We start from the raw sequence: 18136 nt of genomic DNA on the forward strand, positions 1-18136 counted from the left end.
CTGGCAGGGCGTCCATTAAGGTCTGACGGCACTAAACGACCGACCTGAATACCTTTCTGGATTGGAAACGGCGGTGGAGACGCCACGGGAAAACTGCACGTGCGGGACGTCACGAATGTCACGCTAATAACATTACCGGTTACCGGCATTCGCCGGCGTCCCGCACCCTCCCATTCCGGGAGGAACCCCGCAAACCTCCAGCGGCCAGCCGCGTGGAGATTTTGGCATGTCCTCAATCCAGCCCGAGGCCGGGGCCCGGCGCGGCGGCGGGGCGGACCCGGTCCATCTCCCAGCTCATCACGACATGCTCCGTGCCGAACACCTCATAGATAAAGTCCAGCGCCGGTTCGAGCGCGGCGATCTGGGTCTTGTCGCGCAGATGGAGGCCGAAAATGCACTGCGCCTCAATGCCGAACTCGCGGGCGATCTCGGCGCCGAACGGGCCAAGGGGGCGGGCATCGGTGAGCTCAAGCGGCCCGGAAAACCAGTCCGGGCGGGCCTGGCGCAAATGCTCGAGCCGGCGGCGGGTCCGGGTGATATCCAGGGCGCTATGGCCAAAATAGCTGATCGACATCGCAGCTTGCCTCTATGCCGCCCGGCTGCGCGTTCCGCGCGTCATATCGAGGAAGTTCTTCAGCAGGTCATGGCCGTGTTCCGAGGCAATCGATTCCGGGTGGAATTGCACGCCGTGGATCGGGCGCTCGATATGGGCAAGCCCCATAATCTCGCCATCGGCCGTGTGGGCTGTGGCGCGCAGGGCAGCGGGCAGGGTTTCCGGTTTCACGGCGAGGGAGTGATAGCGTGTTGCGGTGAACGGGCTGGGCAGGCCGGCGAACAGGCCGGTGGCGTCATGGATCATCTCGCTGGTCTTGCCGTGCATGATCTGTTTGGCCGAGATGACATCACCGCCAAAGGCCTGGCCAATCGCCTGGTGGCCGAGGCAAACGCCGAGCAGGGGCAGGTCGGTGGGCAATTGCCGGATGATGTCGAGACAAATGCCGGCGCGGTCCGGATCGCAGGGGCCGGGCGAGAGCACGATGCCGTCCGGCTGCAGCGCCAGGGCCTCGGCGGCGCTCATGGCATCATTGCGGATGACGCGCGTCGTCGCCCCCAATTCCTGGAAATAATGCACCAGGTTGAAGGTGAAACTGTCGTAATTGTCGATGATGAGCAGCATGGCAGGCCTCCGTCGCGGCAAACTAGGGCGATTGTGGCGCGCCGCCAATCCCGCGACGTGGTTAACGCGGCGTTAATCGGCTCAGGGCTTGCTGGTGAGATGCCATCCAGATCCGTCAAACCGATTCGCCCGCGCAATGCCGCCATGCCTGCCCTGGCAGGGGCGGTGGTTGCGTCGGCCTATCTGGCGGCGGCGGTGGCCTTCTCGGTCGGCAGCGCTGCGCCTGCGGCGCCGGATCGCTCCATCCGCTTTGCCGCCATGGCCGGCCCTGCGACGCAGGCTGTCGCTGCACCTGTTGCAGCCCGCCAGCCCGGCGGCGAGACCGGCGCCGCTATGCCGGTCGTGGACAGCTTGCCGGCCGCCAGTGCGATCAGCACGGCCGCCGTCAGCCTGCCGATTCCGGCCCCGCTCGCCAGCGGCGCGATTGCCGCACGGCCACGCATCGCCCTGATCATTGATGATGTCGGGCTGGATGAAGCGGCTGCGGCGCGCGTACTGGCCCTCGATGCACCGCTGACCCTTGCCATTCTGCCCTATGCCGACGCTGCCTCTGCAACCGCCCGGGCTGCGCAGGCCGGTGGCCGCGATGTTCTGGTGCATGTGCCGATGGAACCGCTCGGCCTGGCCGATCCGGGGCCGCATGCCTTGCGCGTTGATCTCAGCGATCGTGATCTGCGGGCCCGTATTCGCTGGGCGATGGCGCGGGTGCCCGGCGCGATCGGCCTGAATAATCATATGGGTAGCCGTTTTACCGGTGATCCGCGGGCGATGCGTGTCGCGCTCAGCGCGATTGCCGAACAGGGCCCGCTCTTCGTCGATTCCATGACCATCGCCGATAGTCGCGGTTACGCCGTCGCTGAAGGTCTCGGACTGGCGGTTTTGCGGCGCGATATCTTCCTCGACCATGTCATCGAGGCTGATGCGATCCATGCCCGGCTCGCCGAGGCCGAGGCTCTGGCGCACTCGCAGGGACATGCCGTGCTGATCGGCCATCCCCATGACGCGACGCTGGATGCGCTGGAAAGCTGGATCGTCGAGGCCCGCGCGGCGGGCTTTGAATTCGTGACGGTGACGGCGCTGTCAGCACAGCTGACCCGTGAGCCGGCAGAGCAGATTTCGGCCTCAATCGCCCCGTGAATCACCGAGGCAGTCCTGGGCGGCGCGAAACAGCGCCATCGCCTTGTTGACGGTCTCGACCCGTTCCGATTCCGGATCCGAATCGAGCACCACGCCGGCGCCGGCCTGGACATGCATGCGGCCATCCTTGATCACCGCCGTGCGCAAGGCGATACAGGTATCCATGCCACCATCGGCGCTGAAATAGCCCACAGCGCCGGCATAGATGCCGCGCCGGTGCGGTTCGAGCTCGTCGATAATCTCCATCGCCCGCACTTTCGGCGCACCCGAGACGGTGCCGGCCGGAAAGCCTGCAAACAGGGCGGACACGGCGTCCTCACCCTCGGCCAGATCGCCTTCGACATTCGAGACGATGTGCATCACATGGCTATAGCGCTCGACATTCTCGCGCGAGGTGATGCGAACGCTGCCCGGTTTGGCGATGCGGCCAACATCATTGCGTCCAAGATCGAGCAGCATGAGATGTTCCGAGCGCTCCTTGGGATCAGCCAGAAGATCGGCCTCCAGGGCATCATCGAGTGCCGGGGTCGCACCGCGTGGCCGTGTGCCGGCAATCGGGCGGATCGTGACGGTATCATCGCGCAACCGCACCAGGATTTCCGGACTCGAGCCGGCAATCTCGAACCCGTCCATGCGGAAATAGAACAGGAAAGGCGAGGGGTTGAGCCGGCGAAGCGAGCGATACAGCCAGAAGGAGTCATCGCCAAAGGGGGTCGAGAAACGCTGGCTCGGCACGATCTGGAAAGCATCGCCCGCGCGGATATATTTTCGCGCCTTGTCGACCGCCGCGCGATATTGCGCCTCGCTCTGATTGGAGCTGATATCGCCGGTGCGGCCAGCCGGCGCGGCGATCTCGGGCAGTGGTCCGGCGAGGATATCCAGCGTCGCCTGAAGCCGCTCTACTGCGGTGTCATAGGCGGCGCGGGCTGTGATGGCCGGGGCGGGGCGGATCGTGCAATAGACCTGGATTTCCTGTTTCAGCGCATCGAAGACGACCACGGTTTGTGGCCGGATCAGACAGGCTTCCGGGGTGCCAAGCGGATCGGGCGCGGCGTTCCCGGGCAGTTTTTCCAGATAGCGCACCATGTCATAACCGACATAGCCAAACAGGCCGACGGCGATGGAGGGGGCGCCATCGGGCAGCGCGCAATGCGCATCCTCGATCACGGCCCGCAGTGCGGTCATCGGATCGGCATCAAGGTCGGTGAACGCTCGCGCCGCAATGGCGGCGCCGCGCGCTTCGCTGGCGATACCGTCGCGGCATTGCCAGATCAGGTCCGGGTCAAGCCCGATGGCCGAATAGCGCCCGCGCCAGGCACCGCCTTCGACGGATTCCAGCAGGCAGGCATGGCCATCCGCCTGGGCAAGCTTGAGATAAGCCGCGACCGGGGTCAGCAGATCGTCCGGCTTGCGGGCCTGCAGTATGACCGGCTCGCCGGCTGCCAGACGGGCCTCGACGGCCGCAAAATCCGGGCTGGTCCGGCTTCGAGGCGCCGCCATCACGGCGTTTCGGTTTGGCCCAGGGCGGCCGCACGCAGACGCTGGTCGACCGAGCTGCCATCAATCTCGTATTCGCTCAGCAGGGCGGTCTGGGCCGAGACCAGGATGTCATCATTGATCTCGGCGGCAATTGCTGCCGCGCGCTGCTCGACTTCACCGAGACCCGCACGGGCCAGGTCGGACGGGATGATCTCGTCGACGACGATGATCATGTGTGGACCGGCGCCCCGGCGGACGGCCAGGACCGGCTCGCCCGGATCGAGGCTGAAGGCTTGACCGACGATGTGGGAGGCAAAACTGCCAGCGGTCTCGTCCCGTTTCAGGGTCGAGGTCTCGATGCGTCCACCGGAGGTCAGGACAACCATCTCCATATCGTCGCCGGCCTGCAGCTGTGCCAGGGCCTCGTCAGCCCGGGCCTGCAGCTGGGTGTCGGCTTCCGCCGCACGCCAGATGGCTTCGGCTTCCGCGCGGACATCGGCCAGCTCACGCGGCTGGGACGGGATGATGTCGTCGACCCGCAGGGTGAACCAGTCGGTTTCATTGTATTGCTCGAGATTGATGGCAAAGCCGGCAAACTGCTCAAAGGCCACGCGCAGCACGTCCGAGGCGAGCGCCTGGAAGCGCTGGAAATCGATTTCGCCATCCTGAGCCCGGGCATATTGATCAAGCGGGACATAGGCTTCCAGCGGAATTCCGGCCCGCTGTGCGGCGTCTTCCAGGGTCGCGCCATTGGAGCGTTCCTGCTCGAAGGCGGCCATGGCGTCATACATCGCATTGGTGGCTTCGGCGCGCGCCGCTTCGGTACGCAGCGCGTCGAGCTGGTCTTCGAAGCTCGGCACGGTGGCGTCGGTGGCGGCGGTGATCTGGATCGCCGACCAGCCGAAACTGCCTTCGACAGCGCCGGTTTCGCCATCGGCCATAGCGAAAATCGCGGTCGCCAGCCGGCTGTCCGGGACCTGGTAGGCCTGGGCATCGGTCTGGCTCAATGGTGTGTCCAGCCCGAGTTCGGCGGCAATGGCCTCAGCCGATTCGCCGGCGGTCAGCCGCGATGCGACCTGACCGGCGGTGGCTTCATCCGGCGTGATGAGCTGGACAAAGCTGCGTTGTGCCGGTGTGCCCAGAACGCCGTTCTCGACCTGGTATTCATAGGTTTCGCGCAAAACCGATTCATCGACATCGACATCGAGAATGTAGTCCTCGAGCCGGAAGCGGACGAGGGTGATGGCCCGAAATTCCGGTGCGGTGAAGACGGGCAGGCCGAGCTGGTCGACCTGATCGGGATTGGCGTCGATGAACGCCTGCAATTGCTCATCGGTTGGATCCTCAATCGCATCGGCTTCGGAGGCGTCCAGGATGAGCGCGCGAATCCGGCGCTGTTCCTGCTCCACCAGATAACGTGTGCCCGCCATAACGGTTGGCGTCAGATTGCCCGAGGTGAGGGCGCCGGCCAGTTGTGCGCGGGTCATGTCTTCAGTGATGGACCGTTCGAATTCAGCCGGCGCAAAACGCGCATTCTGAAGCGTGCTACGATAAAGCGTTGTGTCGAACGCGCCGGTGACCGGATTGAGGAAGGCCTCGTAATTGCGCAATTCAGTGCTCAATGCCCGGTCGGAGGTCACCAGACCCAGTTCGCGAGCCTTGGCGAAAAACGCGGCCTGCACGATGAGGCGCTGCAGGACCTGGTCGCCGAGACCGGCTTGCAGGGCCTGTTCGCGGGTCAGCTCGGGGTTTTGCTCCTGCACACCCTGCATTTCGCGCTCGAAGGCCTGGGCCAGTTCACGCTGGCTGATCTGCTCATTGCCAACCACGACGACGGCGGTGCCGCTCCCGGTGAAAATGCCGCCCACCCCGTAGAGGGCAAAGCCCAGGACGAGGAGAACGATGATCACCAGCGCGAAGGGCGATTGGGCGAATGCGCGAAAATTTGTCAGCATGGATTGGCAGGGCCTCTGGAAAGCAATGGCCGCAAGGTAACGGCGCAGATTCGCTGTCGCAAGCATCAGCGGCTGTGCCATCGGCAATTGCAGCGGCTCAAGATTGCCGCAAGGCGGGTTGCGGCTTACTCCTGCGTTCAATACGGGTGTCGACGCGCCGGGAGAAATGGGGGGCGATATGCCACGACGCATGATGATTGCCGGGAATTGGAAGATGCACGGCCAGCAGTCCGATCTGGTGTTCTTTGAGCAGCTGGCGTCGCATGCGGCCACTGCAGTAGCCGCCGGGGTCGACGTGCTGATTTGCCCGCCGGCGACTTTGCTGGCGCGGGCCGCCGAGCAATGTGCCGACACCGCCATCCGCGTCGGCGCGCAGGACTGCCATACGCAATCCTCTGGCGCCCACACAGGCGATGTGTCCGCGGAGATGGTGCGGGATGCCGGCGCCGAATTCGTGATTTTGGGGCATTCCGAACGCCGCAGCGATCATGGCGAGACATCCGCCCTGGTCAGGCGCAAGGCGCAAGCGGCCCTCGCGGCCGGCCTGATTCCAATCATCTGTGTCGGCGAAACCCGCGAACAGCGCGAAGCCGGCGAGGCGTTCGACATCGTCGGGGCGCAATTACGCGCCTCGCTGCCAGAGAATGCCGCTGGATCAGTCATAGCTTATGAGCCGGTCTGGGCGATCGGCACCGGACTGACCGCATCGGCCCCGGATGTGGCGCAAATGCACGCATTTATCCGGACGCAATTGCCGGATCCCGCCGCGACGCGCGTGATCTATGGCGGTTCGGTCAAGCCTGCCAATGCAGGCGAGCTCATGGCGCTCGACGATGTCGATGGTGCGTTGGTGGGCGGAGCCAGCCTCAAGGTCGAGCCGTTTGCGTCCATTATCACGGCTGCAATCCATGGATGTGCAGTGCGGTAAGTGGATTGAAACCTATTCCCGCAATGATGCCATCAGATTGACGTCCTGAAGCATTGTCCGGGAGCACACGGCGCATGAGTGAAGTCGACTATGCCAGAGCCTCTGTCCTCCTGTTTGACCCGGTGCACGTCAACCAGCGCACGTCGCGCTATGCGCTCTTCGAGATGGGCTTTCGCAAGATTGAGTGCGTCTCGAGCCTGACCGAATTCAAGTCGGCGCTTGCTGAAACCGCGCCAGCCCTGGTTGTCGCGGAGAGTAGTGCGACGGATGCCGATATCTTCAGACTGGTTCGCAGCGTCCGGCGCAGCGATCTGGGCCGCAATCCATTTGTGGTGATCCTGCTGACCACCTGGAGCCGGGACACGACTCATATCCGCCGTGCCATCGAGTGCGGCGCCGATGATGTCATCGTGCGGCCTTTCTCGACCATGTTTGCCGCCGAGCGCGTCCGGACCCTGATCCGTGATCGCAAGGACTTCATTGTGACCAGCGATTATATCGGTCCCGATCGTCGCAAGAGCACGGACCGCGATTCCGACACGCAGCCGCTGACCGTTCCCAATTTCCTGCAGGCGATCGTCAACGGCGATGATGCCGCAATTGACCGGGCCAGCAGCTGGGCTCGCGAAGCCAAGGACGTGATCATTGCCGAGCGCCTGCGACGCCTGGCGATGCGCATCGTCATTTCCGTGGAGATCCAGCTCACAAAGCCGGAAAGCAGTGCCATGACGGTGCGTCTCGATGTCGTGGACATGGCCCGCACCGCGCGCGAATTGCGTGTGCAGATGGTCAAGGCATCCCGCAGTGAGGCGGCTGAAGTTGCGGCCGCTCTGATCGATCAGATCGCATCGCTTGGCGATGGTGTCGGCGCCCCGCCGCGGACGCTGCAGCTGATCAAGGAATTGTCGATGGCGACCTACGCCGCCTACGCCAATGGCGAATCGCTCGAGCGCTCGAAGGATGAAATCGAACGTACCGTCGCTAATCTGCGGGTCCGCCTGCAGACCCGCTCGGCCGATGAGAGAATCCGGGCCCAGATCGAAGCGGCCAAAGCCAGGGACGCCGAGGACGCAGGCGCTACGGCAGACGATACTGGCCAAGCTGCCGGTGCTGGTATAAAACGCGCCGCCATGTGACCGGGTTGCATGCGGGCGGGCCGGGGGCCATGTCTGCAGGGCAGAACCCAAATCTCAGGCGGTATTCATGACAAACGTGCTTCTGATCATCCAACTCCTGGTGGCGATTGCCCTGGTGGCAGTAATTCTGCTGCAACAATCCGAAGGCGGTGCGCTGGGTGTCGGTGGCGGCGCGGGCGGCGGCATGATGAGCGGTCGTGGTGCAGCCAGTGCGCTGACGCGGACGACGATGATCCTCGGCGCGATATTTATCGGCAATTCCATTCTTCTGGCCGTCGTGGTCGGCGTGAATTCCGAAGGCCAGAGCGTGTTTGAACGCAATGCCGATGCTGTTCTGCCGGACCTTCCAGCCGATGACGAACCCTCCGATGGCGTTCCGACCGACGGCTGAGCCGAACGAAATCCACAGTCAAATTTGAAATTGCGCCTTTCGGGTCGCACGAATCTCCGATAGGCAGATTGCCCATGCCGCGATATATCTTCATCACCGGCGGCGTGGTCTCCTCGCTCGGAAAAGGCCTCGCTTCCGCCGCCCTTGGCGCCTTGCTGCAAGCACGCGGCTATTCCGTGCGTCTGCGCAAGCTTGACCCCTATCTCAATGTCGACCCCGGCACGATGTCGCCTTATCAGCATGGCGAATGCTATGTGACGGACGATGGTGCCGAGACCGATCTCGATCTGGGCCATTACGAGCGCTTCACCGGCGTGCCGGCGAGCCAGTCCGACAATATTACCACCGGGCGTGTCTATCAGCGCATCATCGAGCGCGAGCGGCGCGGCGATTATCTCGGTGCGACCGTGCAGGTCATCCCGCACGTCACCGATATCATCAAGCAATTCGTTCTGTCCGACGCTGGCGATGCCGATTTCGTACTGTGCGAGATTGGCGGCACGGTCGGCGATATCGAGGGCCTGCCCTTCTTCGAGGCGATCCGCCAACTCGGCCAGGAACTTGGCCATGAGCGCGCCGTCTTCGTTCACGTCACCTTGCTGCCCTTCATCAAGGTGGCCGGCGAGATGAAGACCAAGCCGACCCAGCACTCGGTCAAGGAATTGCGCTCGATCGGCATCCAGCCTGATATCCTGCTGTGCCGCTGCGAAATGCCGATTCCACCCGGTGACAAGCGCAAGATCGGCCAGTTCTGCAATGTTCGCGAAAGCGCGGTCATTGAAGGCATGGACGCGGCGTCGCTGTATGATGTGCCGCTGGCCTATCACAAGGAAGGTCTCGACAGCGAAGTCCTGCGCTGCTTCGGCATCGGCGACGCGCCCGAACCGGATCTGACAAAATGGCTCAAGATTTCCCAGACGATTGCCGAGCCCGATGGCGAAGTGACGATCGGGATCGTCGGCAAATATGTCGGCCTGCTCGATGCCTATAAATCGCTGATCGAGGCGCTGGCCCATGGCGGTATCGCCAATGGCGTCAAGGTGAAGCTGAGATGGCTCGATAGCGAGCAATTCGAGAAGGACGACCCGTTCGGTCCGCTCGAGGATGTGCATGCGGTTCTGGTACCGGGTGGCTTTGGTGGCCGCGGCGCCGAAGGCAAGGTCGCCGCAGCGCGCTTTGCCCGTGAGCGCAAAATTCCCTTCTTCGGGATTTGTTACGGCATGCAGATGGCGGTGCTGGAAGCGGCGCGCGATCTCGCCGGCATCGAACAGGCGACATCAAGCGAAATCAATGAGGGCGGCGAGCCTGTGATCGGCCTGCTCACCGAGTGGTCACGCGGCAATGAAGTCGAGACCCGGTCCGAGACCGACGACAAGGGCGGCACGATGCGGCTCGGCGCTTATCCGGCGGTGCTGGCCGAGGGCAGCCGTGTGCGCGAGATTTATGGCACCAGCCATATCGAGGAGCGCCATCGCCACCGCTATGAGGTCAATATCGCCTACAAGGCGCAGCTTGAGGCGGCCGGCCTGATCTTCTCGGGTATGTCGCCGGACGGGATTCTGCCCGAAATCGTCGAGATCAAGGACCACCCCTGGTTCATCGGCGTGCAATTCCACCCCGAGCTGAAATCGCGTCCGTTCGAGCCGCACCCGCTGTTTGCCAGCTTTGTCGCGGCCGCACTTGAACAGAGCCGGATGGTCTGATCCGGGCCGTATTGCAGGCGCTGCCGGTTTTTTCCGCCGGGATGCATCCAATCACAATCCCACATGCATCATGGATGAAGGGCGCTATTCTGCCCGGCATGGATGTGTGATGGGAGATGAATATGCGCAATCTGGTTTTGACCGCCGTCGCGGCCGCTACAATGTCCGCGGGGCTTGCCGCCGCCGAGGATGTTCAACAACTCGACCTGACAGGATTCGACCGCATCAATGCCGGTGGTGGTTATCAGCTGATCGTCACAGTTGGCGAAACATGGTCGGTGAATATCGAGGGCGATGCCGGTGATTTCGACCGGCTCAAGGCCGAGGTCGATGGCGACGAACTCGCCTTGCGCCAGCGGACCCGTTTATTCCAGCGAAACCGCGGGCTTGATCTGACGGTGCGGGTCACGATGCCGGCCGTTGAGGCGCTTGATTTTCATCGCGGCGTCGCCAGTCACGTGTCGGGCATTGCCACAGATACCTTGTCCGTTGAGGTCAGCACTGGCGCCGAGGTCCAGCTTTCCGGGACGTGCGGCCGGCTCGATCTTGATCTCTCGACGGGCGGCATGCTGAGGGCGCGTGATCTGGTGTGCGAGTCCGTGGATATCGATTCCTCGACGGGCGGCGACGCTCGTGTCTTTGCCAGCGAACGCGCCGAGGCAAGCGCCTCGACCGGTGCCATGATCCGGATATTCGGCCAGCCGGCCGAGCGCGAGACGCGCGCTTCGATGGGTGGCGATATCCGCTTTGATCGCGGTGACTAGCGCGTCAGCTCGGCCATCACGGCCACGGCCGTCATGACATCTTCGCGGGAGCAGTCGAACTGGCCGACCTGGAAGCGGATGACGAAGCGGCCATCATGCACGGTCTGGGTCAGATAGGTGCGGCCGTCAGCATTGATGCGGTCGAGCAGGTCGCGGGTCTCGGGTTCGCCTTTGTAGCAAAAGGTGAAGAGCGAGAAGCGGCACGGCGTCACGATCTGAAAGCCGGGCAGGGCGGCCATCGCCGCTTCAGCCTCGCGCGCCCAGGTAATGTGATTGCGGATCCGTGTGCGCAAGCCTTCCAGCCCGTAGGCGCGAATCAGGAACCATAACTTCAGCGCCCGGAAGCGGCGCCCGAGCGGCACGGTCCATTCGCTGTAATTGACCAGACCCTCCGCGCCGCCATCATCGAGGCCCGGCGTTTCGAGATAATCCGGCCGCAGGCCCAGCGTGCGCACTTGCGGGCCCGGGTCGGCGAGGAACTGGATCGAGCAATCGAACTGGGCGCCGAGCCATTTATGCGGGTTGAAGACAATCGAATCCGCCGCCTCGATGCCGGCCCAGATCTCGCGCAATTCCGGACAGATCATCGCCGAGCCCGCCCAGGCCGCGTCAACATGGCTGTAGAGGCCTTCAGCCGCCGCGATGGCGAGGATGGCGGCAATCGGGTCGGACGCGCCCACCGAGGTGCCACCGACGCACAGCACCACACCGGCGGGCAGATATCCGGCGGCCCGGTCCGCGGCGATGGCGGCGCCCAGGGCTTCGGGACGCATGGAATCATTCGCGTCGGTAGCGATCTTCAGCAGATTGTCCTGGCCGATCCCGGCAATGCGGATCGCCTTGTCGATCGAGGAGTGGGCCTGGGCGGAGGCGTAGATACGCAGCCTCGGCTGGCCGGACAGGCCGTCGGTATTGCCGGACCAGCCAAGGGCACGCTCGCGCATGGTCAGGATGGCGGCGAGGGTGGCGGAGGAGGCGCTGTCCTGGATGACGCCGCGAAACCCGCCCGGCAGGCCGAGCGCCTGGCGCATCCAGTCGACCATGCGTGTTTCCATCTCGGTCGCCGCCGGTGAGGTCTGCCACAGCATGCATTGCGCGCCCATGGCCGCCGTGAGCTGTTCGGCCAGCATTGAGGCGGGCGCCACATTGGCGGGGAAATAGGCAAAGAAGCGCGGATGCTGCCAATGCGTCATGCCGTCGGGCACGATGGCTTCGAAATCGGCGAAGATCCGCTCCATCGTCTCGGCGTCTTCCGGCGGCGAGGCGGGGAGCTGTCTCAGGATGTCGCCGGGCTGGGACTGGGCGCGCACCGGGCGATCGCGCAAATTGGTCAGGTAACCGACCGTCCAGTCGGTGATCCGCTTGGCCCAGCGGCCATAAGTGTCCAGATCCATGGCCTGCCTCGCTTTGATGCTTTGCCCGGGTCCAATTCGCAAAATTGGAATCGTTTGGGAGAGGGCTCCTACTACTACAACGACTATGGCGAGGAAGCGTAGGGGGCGTGCGCTGATGCTAGACGGGTGCACGTCGTCCGGCGGGGCTTCTGTTGGTGCTAACGATGTCAAAGAGCTGTGCCGGTGGAGTATAGCCGGTCGCGGCGGGGTGGCGGATAAGCGCCAAGGCCGGGACGTGGTCCGGTCCAAAGGACCGGTGCATGTCCCGACTGAGTGGGCGCGCGAATCCCGTTGGCGGACCGACTTTGCCCGGTTGAGAGCCTTGCGAACCGGCGCTCTACCCAGGTCGGGCATACATCCGTTTCAAGGAAACGGGACCAGCTCCCGTGTGTTGCCCTGGCTTTGCCCCGATCAACAGGGGTGGGGCAGGCCTGACCGGTGTCGCAAGACCCGGCCACCGGACATATCCCAGTTCAGCAAACCGGCCCGCGCGGCCAGACCCCGCCCTGAAAACCATGCCGGGAGTCGGCCAGACTGGACTTGTCTCGTCAAGGGTCATGACCGCGCAGCGGCGCTACGCGCCCTTGACGAGACAAGTCCAGTCTGGCGCCCTTGCTTGGCAAGGGTTTCAGGGATGGCTCTGCCCGGCGCGGGCGGGAGCGGGATTGGAAATTCAATTGATCTTATGGATACTTGGCTTGCGGAAATGCGTGCCTGCCCCCATCAATTTTTTCCAGCAATCAGGGCTTTTTGCGATCGGCATGATTTCTATAGCCGCAAACGGCCAGTGTGATCAGTACGGACAGGACGGCCCAGGCAATCGCGATGGCCACACTTAAAGGCAGCACCGTTGATAACAAGGAAGGTCCGGTACCTGTAAAAAATTCCAGATAGAGCGTGTATATGACGAGAGCAAGTTCGAAGGCGCCAACCCCCCAAAGGAAGATTGGTTGAAAAGTCTCAGTGAACCGGATTTCGAAATCTCGCCGAATATTCATGACGGTAGTGTTATCCCAACCCTTCGAGTTCAGGCAAGGGCGCCAACGATGTTTCAGTCGGCAGGATAAATGGTGACAGGGCCGCAATTGCGGCCGGTCACACACGCGCTCTGATCATTTCGCCAACAAACCGCCCGTCGCCTGCCGCACCAGCTTCTCGGGATCAGACCAGGGGTAGCCATTGATCGTGATCAGATTGTGCGCGATGCCGTTGAGGGCGCACATGAGGAGGTCGGTCTTGAGGCGCAATTCCCCGGCCTCCGTGTCGCCTCCCAGGGCGCAATCGAGGTGTGTGCGCAGCATTTCGAACCGGGCCAGCAGGGCGGGGTCGGAAACAAAGCCGACGACATCGGACAGGCTGACCCCGCCCGACATGAACACCATGAAATAGTGCTCGCGATGCTCCAGCCAGTAGGCGACATAGCCTGTGGCGACCGCATTGAGGCGCGCCACCGGCTCGCTATGCCGAGCGGCGATTTGCTCAAGCCCGTCAAAAAGCTCGTCGAACACATCCGCCCATAGCGTGCGCAGGATGTCGATCTTGCTGTCGAAATACTTGTACAGCGTCATCGCCGTGCAGCCGGCCTCCTGCGCCAGCCGGCGCATCGATATCGCCGCATAACCTTCGCCCTGGAACAGACGCAGGGCACAGGCCGAGATCTGGCCGCGCATATCGGCGATCTGCTCCGGCGATCGCGCGGGCCGCCCTCTGGTGCGGCGTTCCGGTGTGCGGCCTTCGGCTTGTTTTGGCGCGGCCATGTTCCGCCTTTCCTACGCTTTGAGTCCGCCTGTCTTGACACAGGCGATACATTAAATATAACGCGTACTAATTAAATCAGAGAGCGACCATGCCGTCCACTGTCCTTGTGTCCATCTTTTCCTACCTCGTCCTGGCCGCGGGTGCCAGCGCCGCACCGGTCGACGCGCTTGCCGGCCAATGGCGCACGGTCCGGCACGGCGCCCTGGTCGAGATCAGTGATTGCGGCGACGGGACGCCCTGCGGCGCGCTGGTCTGGGTCGAGGACAGCGTTTCCGGTGGCCAGCTCCATGACGTTCGAAATCGCCAGCCGGACCTGCGCGAGCACCCCCTGATCGGCGTTCCGATCCTGTGGGGTTTCTTGCCCGACGGGGAGGGGTGGCAGGGTGGCCGCCTCTACAATCCCGACGACGGCAAGGATTTCCGCGCCCGTCTGGAACTGTTGTCCCCAAAAAAACTTCGTGTGACCGCCTGCCTCGGCCCGTTTTGCCGCAGCCAGGTCTGGACGCGTGTCAACAATCCCTGAAAACAGAGCGAGACCCGCAATGACAACACCAACCCGCATGACCGGCCGCGAGCTTCTGGCCTTCCGCATCCTGTTCGTGATCTCCGCGCTGTGGAATTTCGCCGGCGCCTTCCCGGGCTTTTTCGACAGCGCGGGAATGTTCGAGCGTGAGTTTGGCCGGGCGCTGACCGATCCGGTTCTGGTGGCGGTCTATCGCGGCGCATGGGTCACGGCCCTGCTGTATGGTTTCGGCTTCCTGGCCGTCGCCCATGACCCGGTCCGCCATTCCGGCGTGGTGCTGATGGGCGGCGTCGGCAAGGCGCTGTTCGCCATCAACCTGCTCTACATGTATCTGAACGGCTGGACGTCCGACTTCGCCATCGTGGTCATCGGCGGTGACGTCATATTCGTCGCACTCTTCGTGCAATACTTCCGGCGGCTGCATCACCATGGTCACAGGGCCGTTTGACCGTCTGGGCGTCGTCCGTTTACCCCGGATCTGTGCTCAGTTGAGGCTATTCGTGCCGAACCAAGGCAAGCTGTGCCCTGACAGCCATTCGCTGGGTCTGTGAAGGATGGGTGCGAGAGAAAAAGGGCGGCGTCGTGATGCAGTCGACCTAAGTTCAAATGAGTGTTCGTGTCTCGTGATCGTGCGGTCTGCGGCGTCGCCCACAAAAGGTTAATACACCGGCTGGCCGCGAATGTCACGAAGAAGCGTCGCGAACGCTTGCACAGCCAGTTCGAAGCGGCTATACGGCGCGGCTCGAACCGGTGGTTTTTGCCATCTTCAACCGTATTCAGCATCGTGGAGAGCCTGATGGCCGTCCCTAAAAGAAAAACTACGCCGTCCAAGCGCGGCATGCGCCGCAGCCACGACGCCCTGTCCAACCCTGTCTATGTCGAAGACAAGGATTCCGGCGAGCTGCGTCGTCCGCACCATGTCGATCTGAAGTCCGGCATGTATCGCGGCCGCCAGATCCTCGACGTCAAGGACGATTGATTCGTCCAGCTTGCGGCACCGAGGGTGCTGCGCGCATGAATTTTCATCAGGCGCGTTCCGGAAACCGGGGCGCGCCTGTTGCGTTTCAGCCCTGATCGGGCCCCGCCTGCCAAGCCGGGCTTTGACTCGCGCCGGGCTTTGGCTATGAAGCGCCCCAACACCCTTCGTCCGGAGCTTGACCCTCATGACCGCCATTACCGACATCATCGCCCGCGAAATCCTCGACAGCCGCGGCAATCCGACCGTTGAAGTCGACGTGCTGCTGGAAGATGGCAGTTTCGGCCGCGCCGCCGTGCCGTCGGGCGCCTCGACGGGCCAGCATGAAGCGGTGGAGATGCGCGATGGCGGGGAACGCTATGGCGGCAAGGGCGTGCTCAAGGCAATCGCGGCGATCGAGGGCGAGATCTTCGAGACGATTGGTGGTTTCGATGCCGAGAATCAGCGCCGGATCGATGCGGCCCTGATCGAGCTGGACGGCACACCCAACAAGTCGCGGCTTGGCGCCAATGCGACCCTGGGCGTCTCGCTCGCCGTCGCCAAGGCGGCCGCCGAAAGCTTCGGCCAGCCACTTTATCGCTATATCGGCGGTCTCAATGCCCGCGTCCTGCCGACCCCGATGATGAATATCATCAATGGCGGTGCCCATGCCGACAATCCGATCGACTTCCAGGAATTCATGATCATGCCGGTTGGCATGGAGAGCTTCTCCGAAGCCCTGCGTTGCGGCTCCGAAATCTTCCACGCCCTGAAGGCGCGCCTCAAGGCGGATGGTCTCAACACCAATGTCGGCGATGAGGGCGGTTTCGCCCCGAATATCGCGACGGCTGAACAGGCGCTCGACGTCATCATGGCGGCGATCGAATCGGCCGGCTACAAGCCCGGCGAAGACGTCGCCCTGGCGCTGGATGTCGCCTCGACGGAATTCTTCAAGGACGGCAAATACGTGCTGGCCGGATCGGGCAAGACCCATGATAGCGACGCCTTCGCCGCCTATCTGGAAACCCTGGTCAACAACTACCCGATCATCTCGATCGAGGACGGCATGGCCGAGGATGACTGGGAGGGCTGGAAAGCCCTCACCACGCGCCTCGATGGCCGCTGCCAGCTGGTCGGCGATGATCTCTTCGTCACCAATCCGGAACGTCTTGCCCACGGCATTGAAGTCGGCGCGGCCAATTCCATCCTGATCAAGGTCAACCAGATCGGCACGCTGTCGGAAACCCTCGATGCCGTCGATATGGCGCTGCGCTCGGGCTATTCGGCCGTGATGTCGCACCGTTCCGGCGAGACCGAGGATTCGATCATTGCCGATCTCGCCGTCGCCACCAATTGCGGGCAGATCAAGACCGGCTCGCTGGCCCGCTCCGACCGTACTGCCAAATACAATCAGCTCCTGCGCATCGAATCCGAGCTCGGCGAAATGGGCGTCTATGCCGGCGCCAGCGCCATCAGCTAGGCCGTAGCGCCCTGGGGGGGGAATCGTGGACATTCATCGCCATAATGCCGCCGCCTGGAATGCGGAATCCGATCGCGGTGACAGTCCGTGGTGCCAGCCCGTCAGTGCCGAACTGATCGCTGCGGCCCGGGATGGTGACTGGTCGGTGATCCTCACGCCCAATAAAGCTGTCCCGAAAGCCTGGTTCGGCGAACTGACCGGCGCGCGCGTGCTGTGTCTGGCCGGTTCGGGCGGGCAACAGGCGCCGGTGCTGGCGGCTGCGGGCGCCGATGTGACCGTGCTGGATATTTCGGCGGCACAATTGGCCAAGGACGTCTTCGTCGCCGAGCGCGACGGGCTCGACCTGGCCGTGATCGAGGCCGATATGACGCGTCTGTCGGACCATGTCAGCGGCGCGTTCGATCTGATCTTCCACCCCATCTCCAACCTCTTCATTGCCGATCTGATGCCGGTCTGGCGCCAGTGCGCCGCGGTGCTCAAGCCGGGCGGGCGCTTGCTGTCGGGATTCGTCAATCCGGACTTCTGGCTGTTCGACCATGACGAGATCGAAGCCGGCGGGCCTTTGCTGGTCAGGCATAGCTTGCCCTTCGATGCGGCACGCGATCTGCCCAGCTCCCGGGTCGAGGCGCGAATCAGCGAGCGCGAGGCGCTGGAGTTCAGCCATAGCCTGGAAACCCAGATCGGTGGCCAGATCGAGGCCGGTCTGTTGATCGCCGGGTTTTACCAGGATGACTGGTCTGATGAGGCAACCCCGCTCAATGCCTTTATGCCAACCGGCTTTGCTACGCTGGCCGTGAAGCCCGGCTGACGCGCCATATCGGTGCGGTCGTCGGGATCTCGATCCCTGCCGGTTTCGGCGCTGGCTGCGGGCCGGTTCTTACCGAGGCCTGAATCCCGGATTCACGCTTCCTAAAGCCTGATCGTGTTCAATCAGCCTCATCAAACAGGCCGAAAAGGCCGAAGATCAGGGTGTGTGGCATTGGACGCGATCAAGCGTATTCTTCCCAGTTGTTTTCTCGCGGTCGCCATTGCCTATTTCGGCTTTCATGCGCTGACGGGCGAGCAGGGTGTGCTCAACTGGATCGTCGTCAAGAATGACCTCCACGCCGCTGAAATCGAACTCGCCGAAACCCGCCTTGAACGTGAAGCGCTGGAAACCACGGCCGCGCGCCTGCGCTCCGACAGTCTCGACCTCGATTATGTCGAGGAACGCGCCCGCACGATTTTGAACGTCGCCCACCCGCGCGACTTTATCGTCGAGATCGCCACCGACGACGGCCGTTAGGCCGACCTTGGCCGGCCAGCCTTTATCATCCCCGGACATGTTCGTCTTCCTGACCTAAGCCAGGATGACGC

General features: G+C 63.2%; 19 protein-coding genes. 12 read left to right on the top strand and 7 right to left on the bottom strand.

Translation table 11 applies throughout. From position 1 onward, the window contains the following. Positions 1–232: 232 nt before the first annotated feature. Together BLT42_RS03500 and BLT42_RS03505 are read right to left on the bottom strand one after the other, a co-directional pair. Positions 233–574, bottom strand: a complete 342-nt coding sequence (locus tag BLT42_RS03500; RefSeq protein WP_091766938.1) for a hypothetical protein — start codon at positions 572–574, stop codon at positions 233–235. A gap of 12 nt (positions 575–586) precedes the next feature. Beyond that, positions 587–1177 carry an anthranilate synthase component II gene (locus tag BLT42_RS03505; protein WP_091766950.1) on the bottom strand — a complete coding sequence of 197 codons (591 nt, stop codon included), beginning with the start codon at positions 1175–1177 and terminating at the stop codon, positions 587–589. 144 nt (positions 1178–1321) lie between these two features. Between BLT42_RS03505 and BLT42_RS03510 the strand changes: the two genes are divergently transcribed. Continuing rightward, positions 1322–2314, top strand: a complete 993-nt coding sequence (locus BLT42_RS03510; RefSeq protein ID WP_233342296.1) for a divergent polysaccharide deacetylase family protein — start codon at positions 1322–1324, stop codon at positions 2312–2314. Here the strand turns inward: BLT42_RS03510 and trpE are convergent. Together trpE and BLT42_RS03520 are read right to left on the bottom strand one after the other, a co-directional pair. Continuing rightward, positions 2300–3814 carry an anthranilate synthase component I gene (gene trpE / locus BLT42_RS03515; protein ID WP_091766964.1) on the bottom strand — a complete coding sequence of 505 codons (1515 nt, stop codon included), beginning with the start codon at positions 3812–3814 and terminating at the stop codon, positions 2300–2302. The two genes, BLT42_RS03510 and trpE, sit on opposite strands and share 15 nt — an antisense overlap. After that, positions 3814–5814 (bottom strand): peptidylprolyl isomerase, encoded by a 2001-nt coding sequence (locus BLT42_RS03520; protein ID WP_233342297.1) that lies wholly within the window; start codon positions 5812–5814, stop codon positions 3814–3816. Before BLT42_RS03520 ends, trpE begins: the two co-directional genes overlap by 1 nt. 112 nt (positions 5815–5926) lie before the next feature. Between BLT42_RS03520 and tpiA the strand changes: the two genes are divergently transcribed. The 5 genes from tpiA (at position 5927) to BLT42_RS03545 (ending at position 10670) form a co-directional block, all read left to right on the top strand. Further along, complete coding sequence (gene tpiA, locus BLT42_RS03525) at positions 5927–6676, top strand: triose-phosphate isomerase (protein ID WP_091766977.1); 750 nt, start codon at positions 5927–5929, stop codon at positions 6674–6676. A gap of 74 nt (positions 6677–6750) precedes the next feature. Beyond that, positions 6751–7812: a response regulator gene (locus tag BLT42_RS03530; protein WP_091766982.1), complete on the top strand. Its 1062-nt coding sequence runs from the start codon at positions 6751–6753 to the stop codon at positions 7810–7812. Positions 7813–7879: 67 nt separating this feature from the next. Beyond that, positions 7880–8203 carry a preprotein translocase subunit SecG gene (secG, locus tag BLT42_RS03535; RefSeq protein WP_091766987.1) on the top strand — a complete coding sequence of 108 codons (324 nt, stop codon included), beginning with the start codon at positions 7880–7882 and terminating at the stop codon, positions 8201–8203. A 74-nt stretch (positions 8204–8277) separates the two neighbouring features. Further along, positions 8278–9906 (top strand): CTP synthase, encoded by a 1629-nt coding sequence (locus BLT42_RS03540; RefSeq protein WP_091766992.1) that lies wholly within the window; start codon positions 8278–8280, stop codon positions 9904–9906. A 122-nt stretch (positions 9907–10028) separates the two neighbouring features. Next, positions 10029–10670 (top strand): head GIN domain-containing protein, encoded by a 642-nt coding sequence (locus BLT42_RS03545; RefSeq protein ID WP_176780236.1) that lies wholly within the window; start codon positions 10029–10031, stop codon positions 10668–10670. Here the strand turns inward: BLT42_RS03545 and BLT42_RS03550 are convergent. The 3 genes from BLT42_RS03550 to BLT42_RS03555 all read right to left on the bottom strand — a co-directional run bounded on the left by BLT42_RS03550 (position 10667) and on the right by BLT42_RS03555 (position 13821). Continuing rightward, positions 10667–12064 carry a pyridoxal phosphate-dependent decarboxylase family protein gene (locus BLT42_RS03550; protein ID WP_091767002.1) on the bottom strand — a complete coding sequence of 466 codons (1398 nt, stop codon included), beginning with the start codon at positions 12062–12064 and terminating at the stop codon, positions 10667–10669. The genes BLT42_RS03545 and BLT42_RS03550 overlap by 4 nt on opposite strands. Positions 12065–12804: 740 nt before the next feature. Beyond that, on the bottom strand, positions 12805–13062 hold the full coding sequence (locus BLT42_RS14940; RefSeq protein ID WP_143024030.1) for a hypothetical protein: 258 nt from the start codon (positions 13060–13062) through the stop codon (positions 12805–12807). A gap of 114 nt (positions 13063–13176) precedes the next feature. Continuing rightward, entirely contained in the window at positions 13177–13821 is a 645-nt protein-coding gene (locus BLT42_RS03555; RefSeq protein ID WP_091767006.1) for a TetR/AcrR family transcriptional regulator, read from the bottom strand. Positions 13822–13910: 89 nt separating this feature from the next. Between BLT42_RS03555 and BLT42_RS03560 the strand changes: the two genes are divergently transcribed. From BLT42_RS03560 to BLT42_RS03585, 6 genes are all read left to right on the top strand, one after another. After that, positions 13911–14345 (top strand): DUF2147 domain-containing protein, encoded by a 435-nt coding sequence (locus tag BLT42_RS03560; protein WP_091767010.1) that lies wholly within the window; start codon positions 13911–13913, stop codon positions 14343–14345. 19 nt (positions 14346–14364) lie between these two features. After that, on the top strand, positions 14365–14793 hold the full coding sequence (locus BLT42_RS03565; protein ID WP_143024031.1) for a hypothetical protein: 429 nt from the start codon (positions 14365–14367) through the stop codon (positions 14791–14793). Between the two features lie 348 nt (positions 14794–15141). Then, positions 15142–15324, top strand: a complete 183-nt coding sequence (gene rpmF, locus BLT42_RS03570; protein ID WP_091767016.1) for a 50S ribosomal protein L32 — start codon at positions 15142–15144, stop codon at positions 15322–15324. A 184-nt stretch (positions 15325–15508) separates the two neighbouring features. Further along, positions 15509–16780: a phosphopyruvate hydratase gene (eno, locus tag BLT42_RS03575; protein ID WP_091767019.1), complete on the top strand. Its 1272-nt coding sequence runs from the start codon at positions 15509–15511 to the stop codon at positions 16778–16780. Positions 16781–16805: 25 nt separating this feature from the next. Further along, positions 16806–17588, top strand: a complete 783-nt coding sequence (locus BLT42_RS03580; protein WP_091767023.1) for a class I SAM-dependent methyltransferase — start codon at positions 16806–16808, stop codon at positions 17586–17588. Between the two features lie 171 nt (positions 17589–17759). Next, on the top strand, positions 17760–18065 hold the full coding sequence (locus BLT42_RS03585; protein WP_176780237.1) for an FtsB family cell division protein: 306 nt from the start codon (positions 17760–17762) through the stop codon (positions 18063–18065). Positions 18066–18136: the final 71 nt, after the last annotated feature.

Origin of the sequence: Maricaulis salignorans (assembly GCF_900103475.1) — a bacterium.
GTDB classification, from domain to species: Bacteria; Pseudomonadota; Alphaproteobacteria; order Caulobacterales; family Maricaulaceae; genus Maricaulis; species Maricaulis salignorans.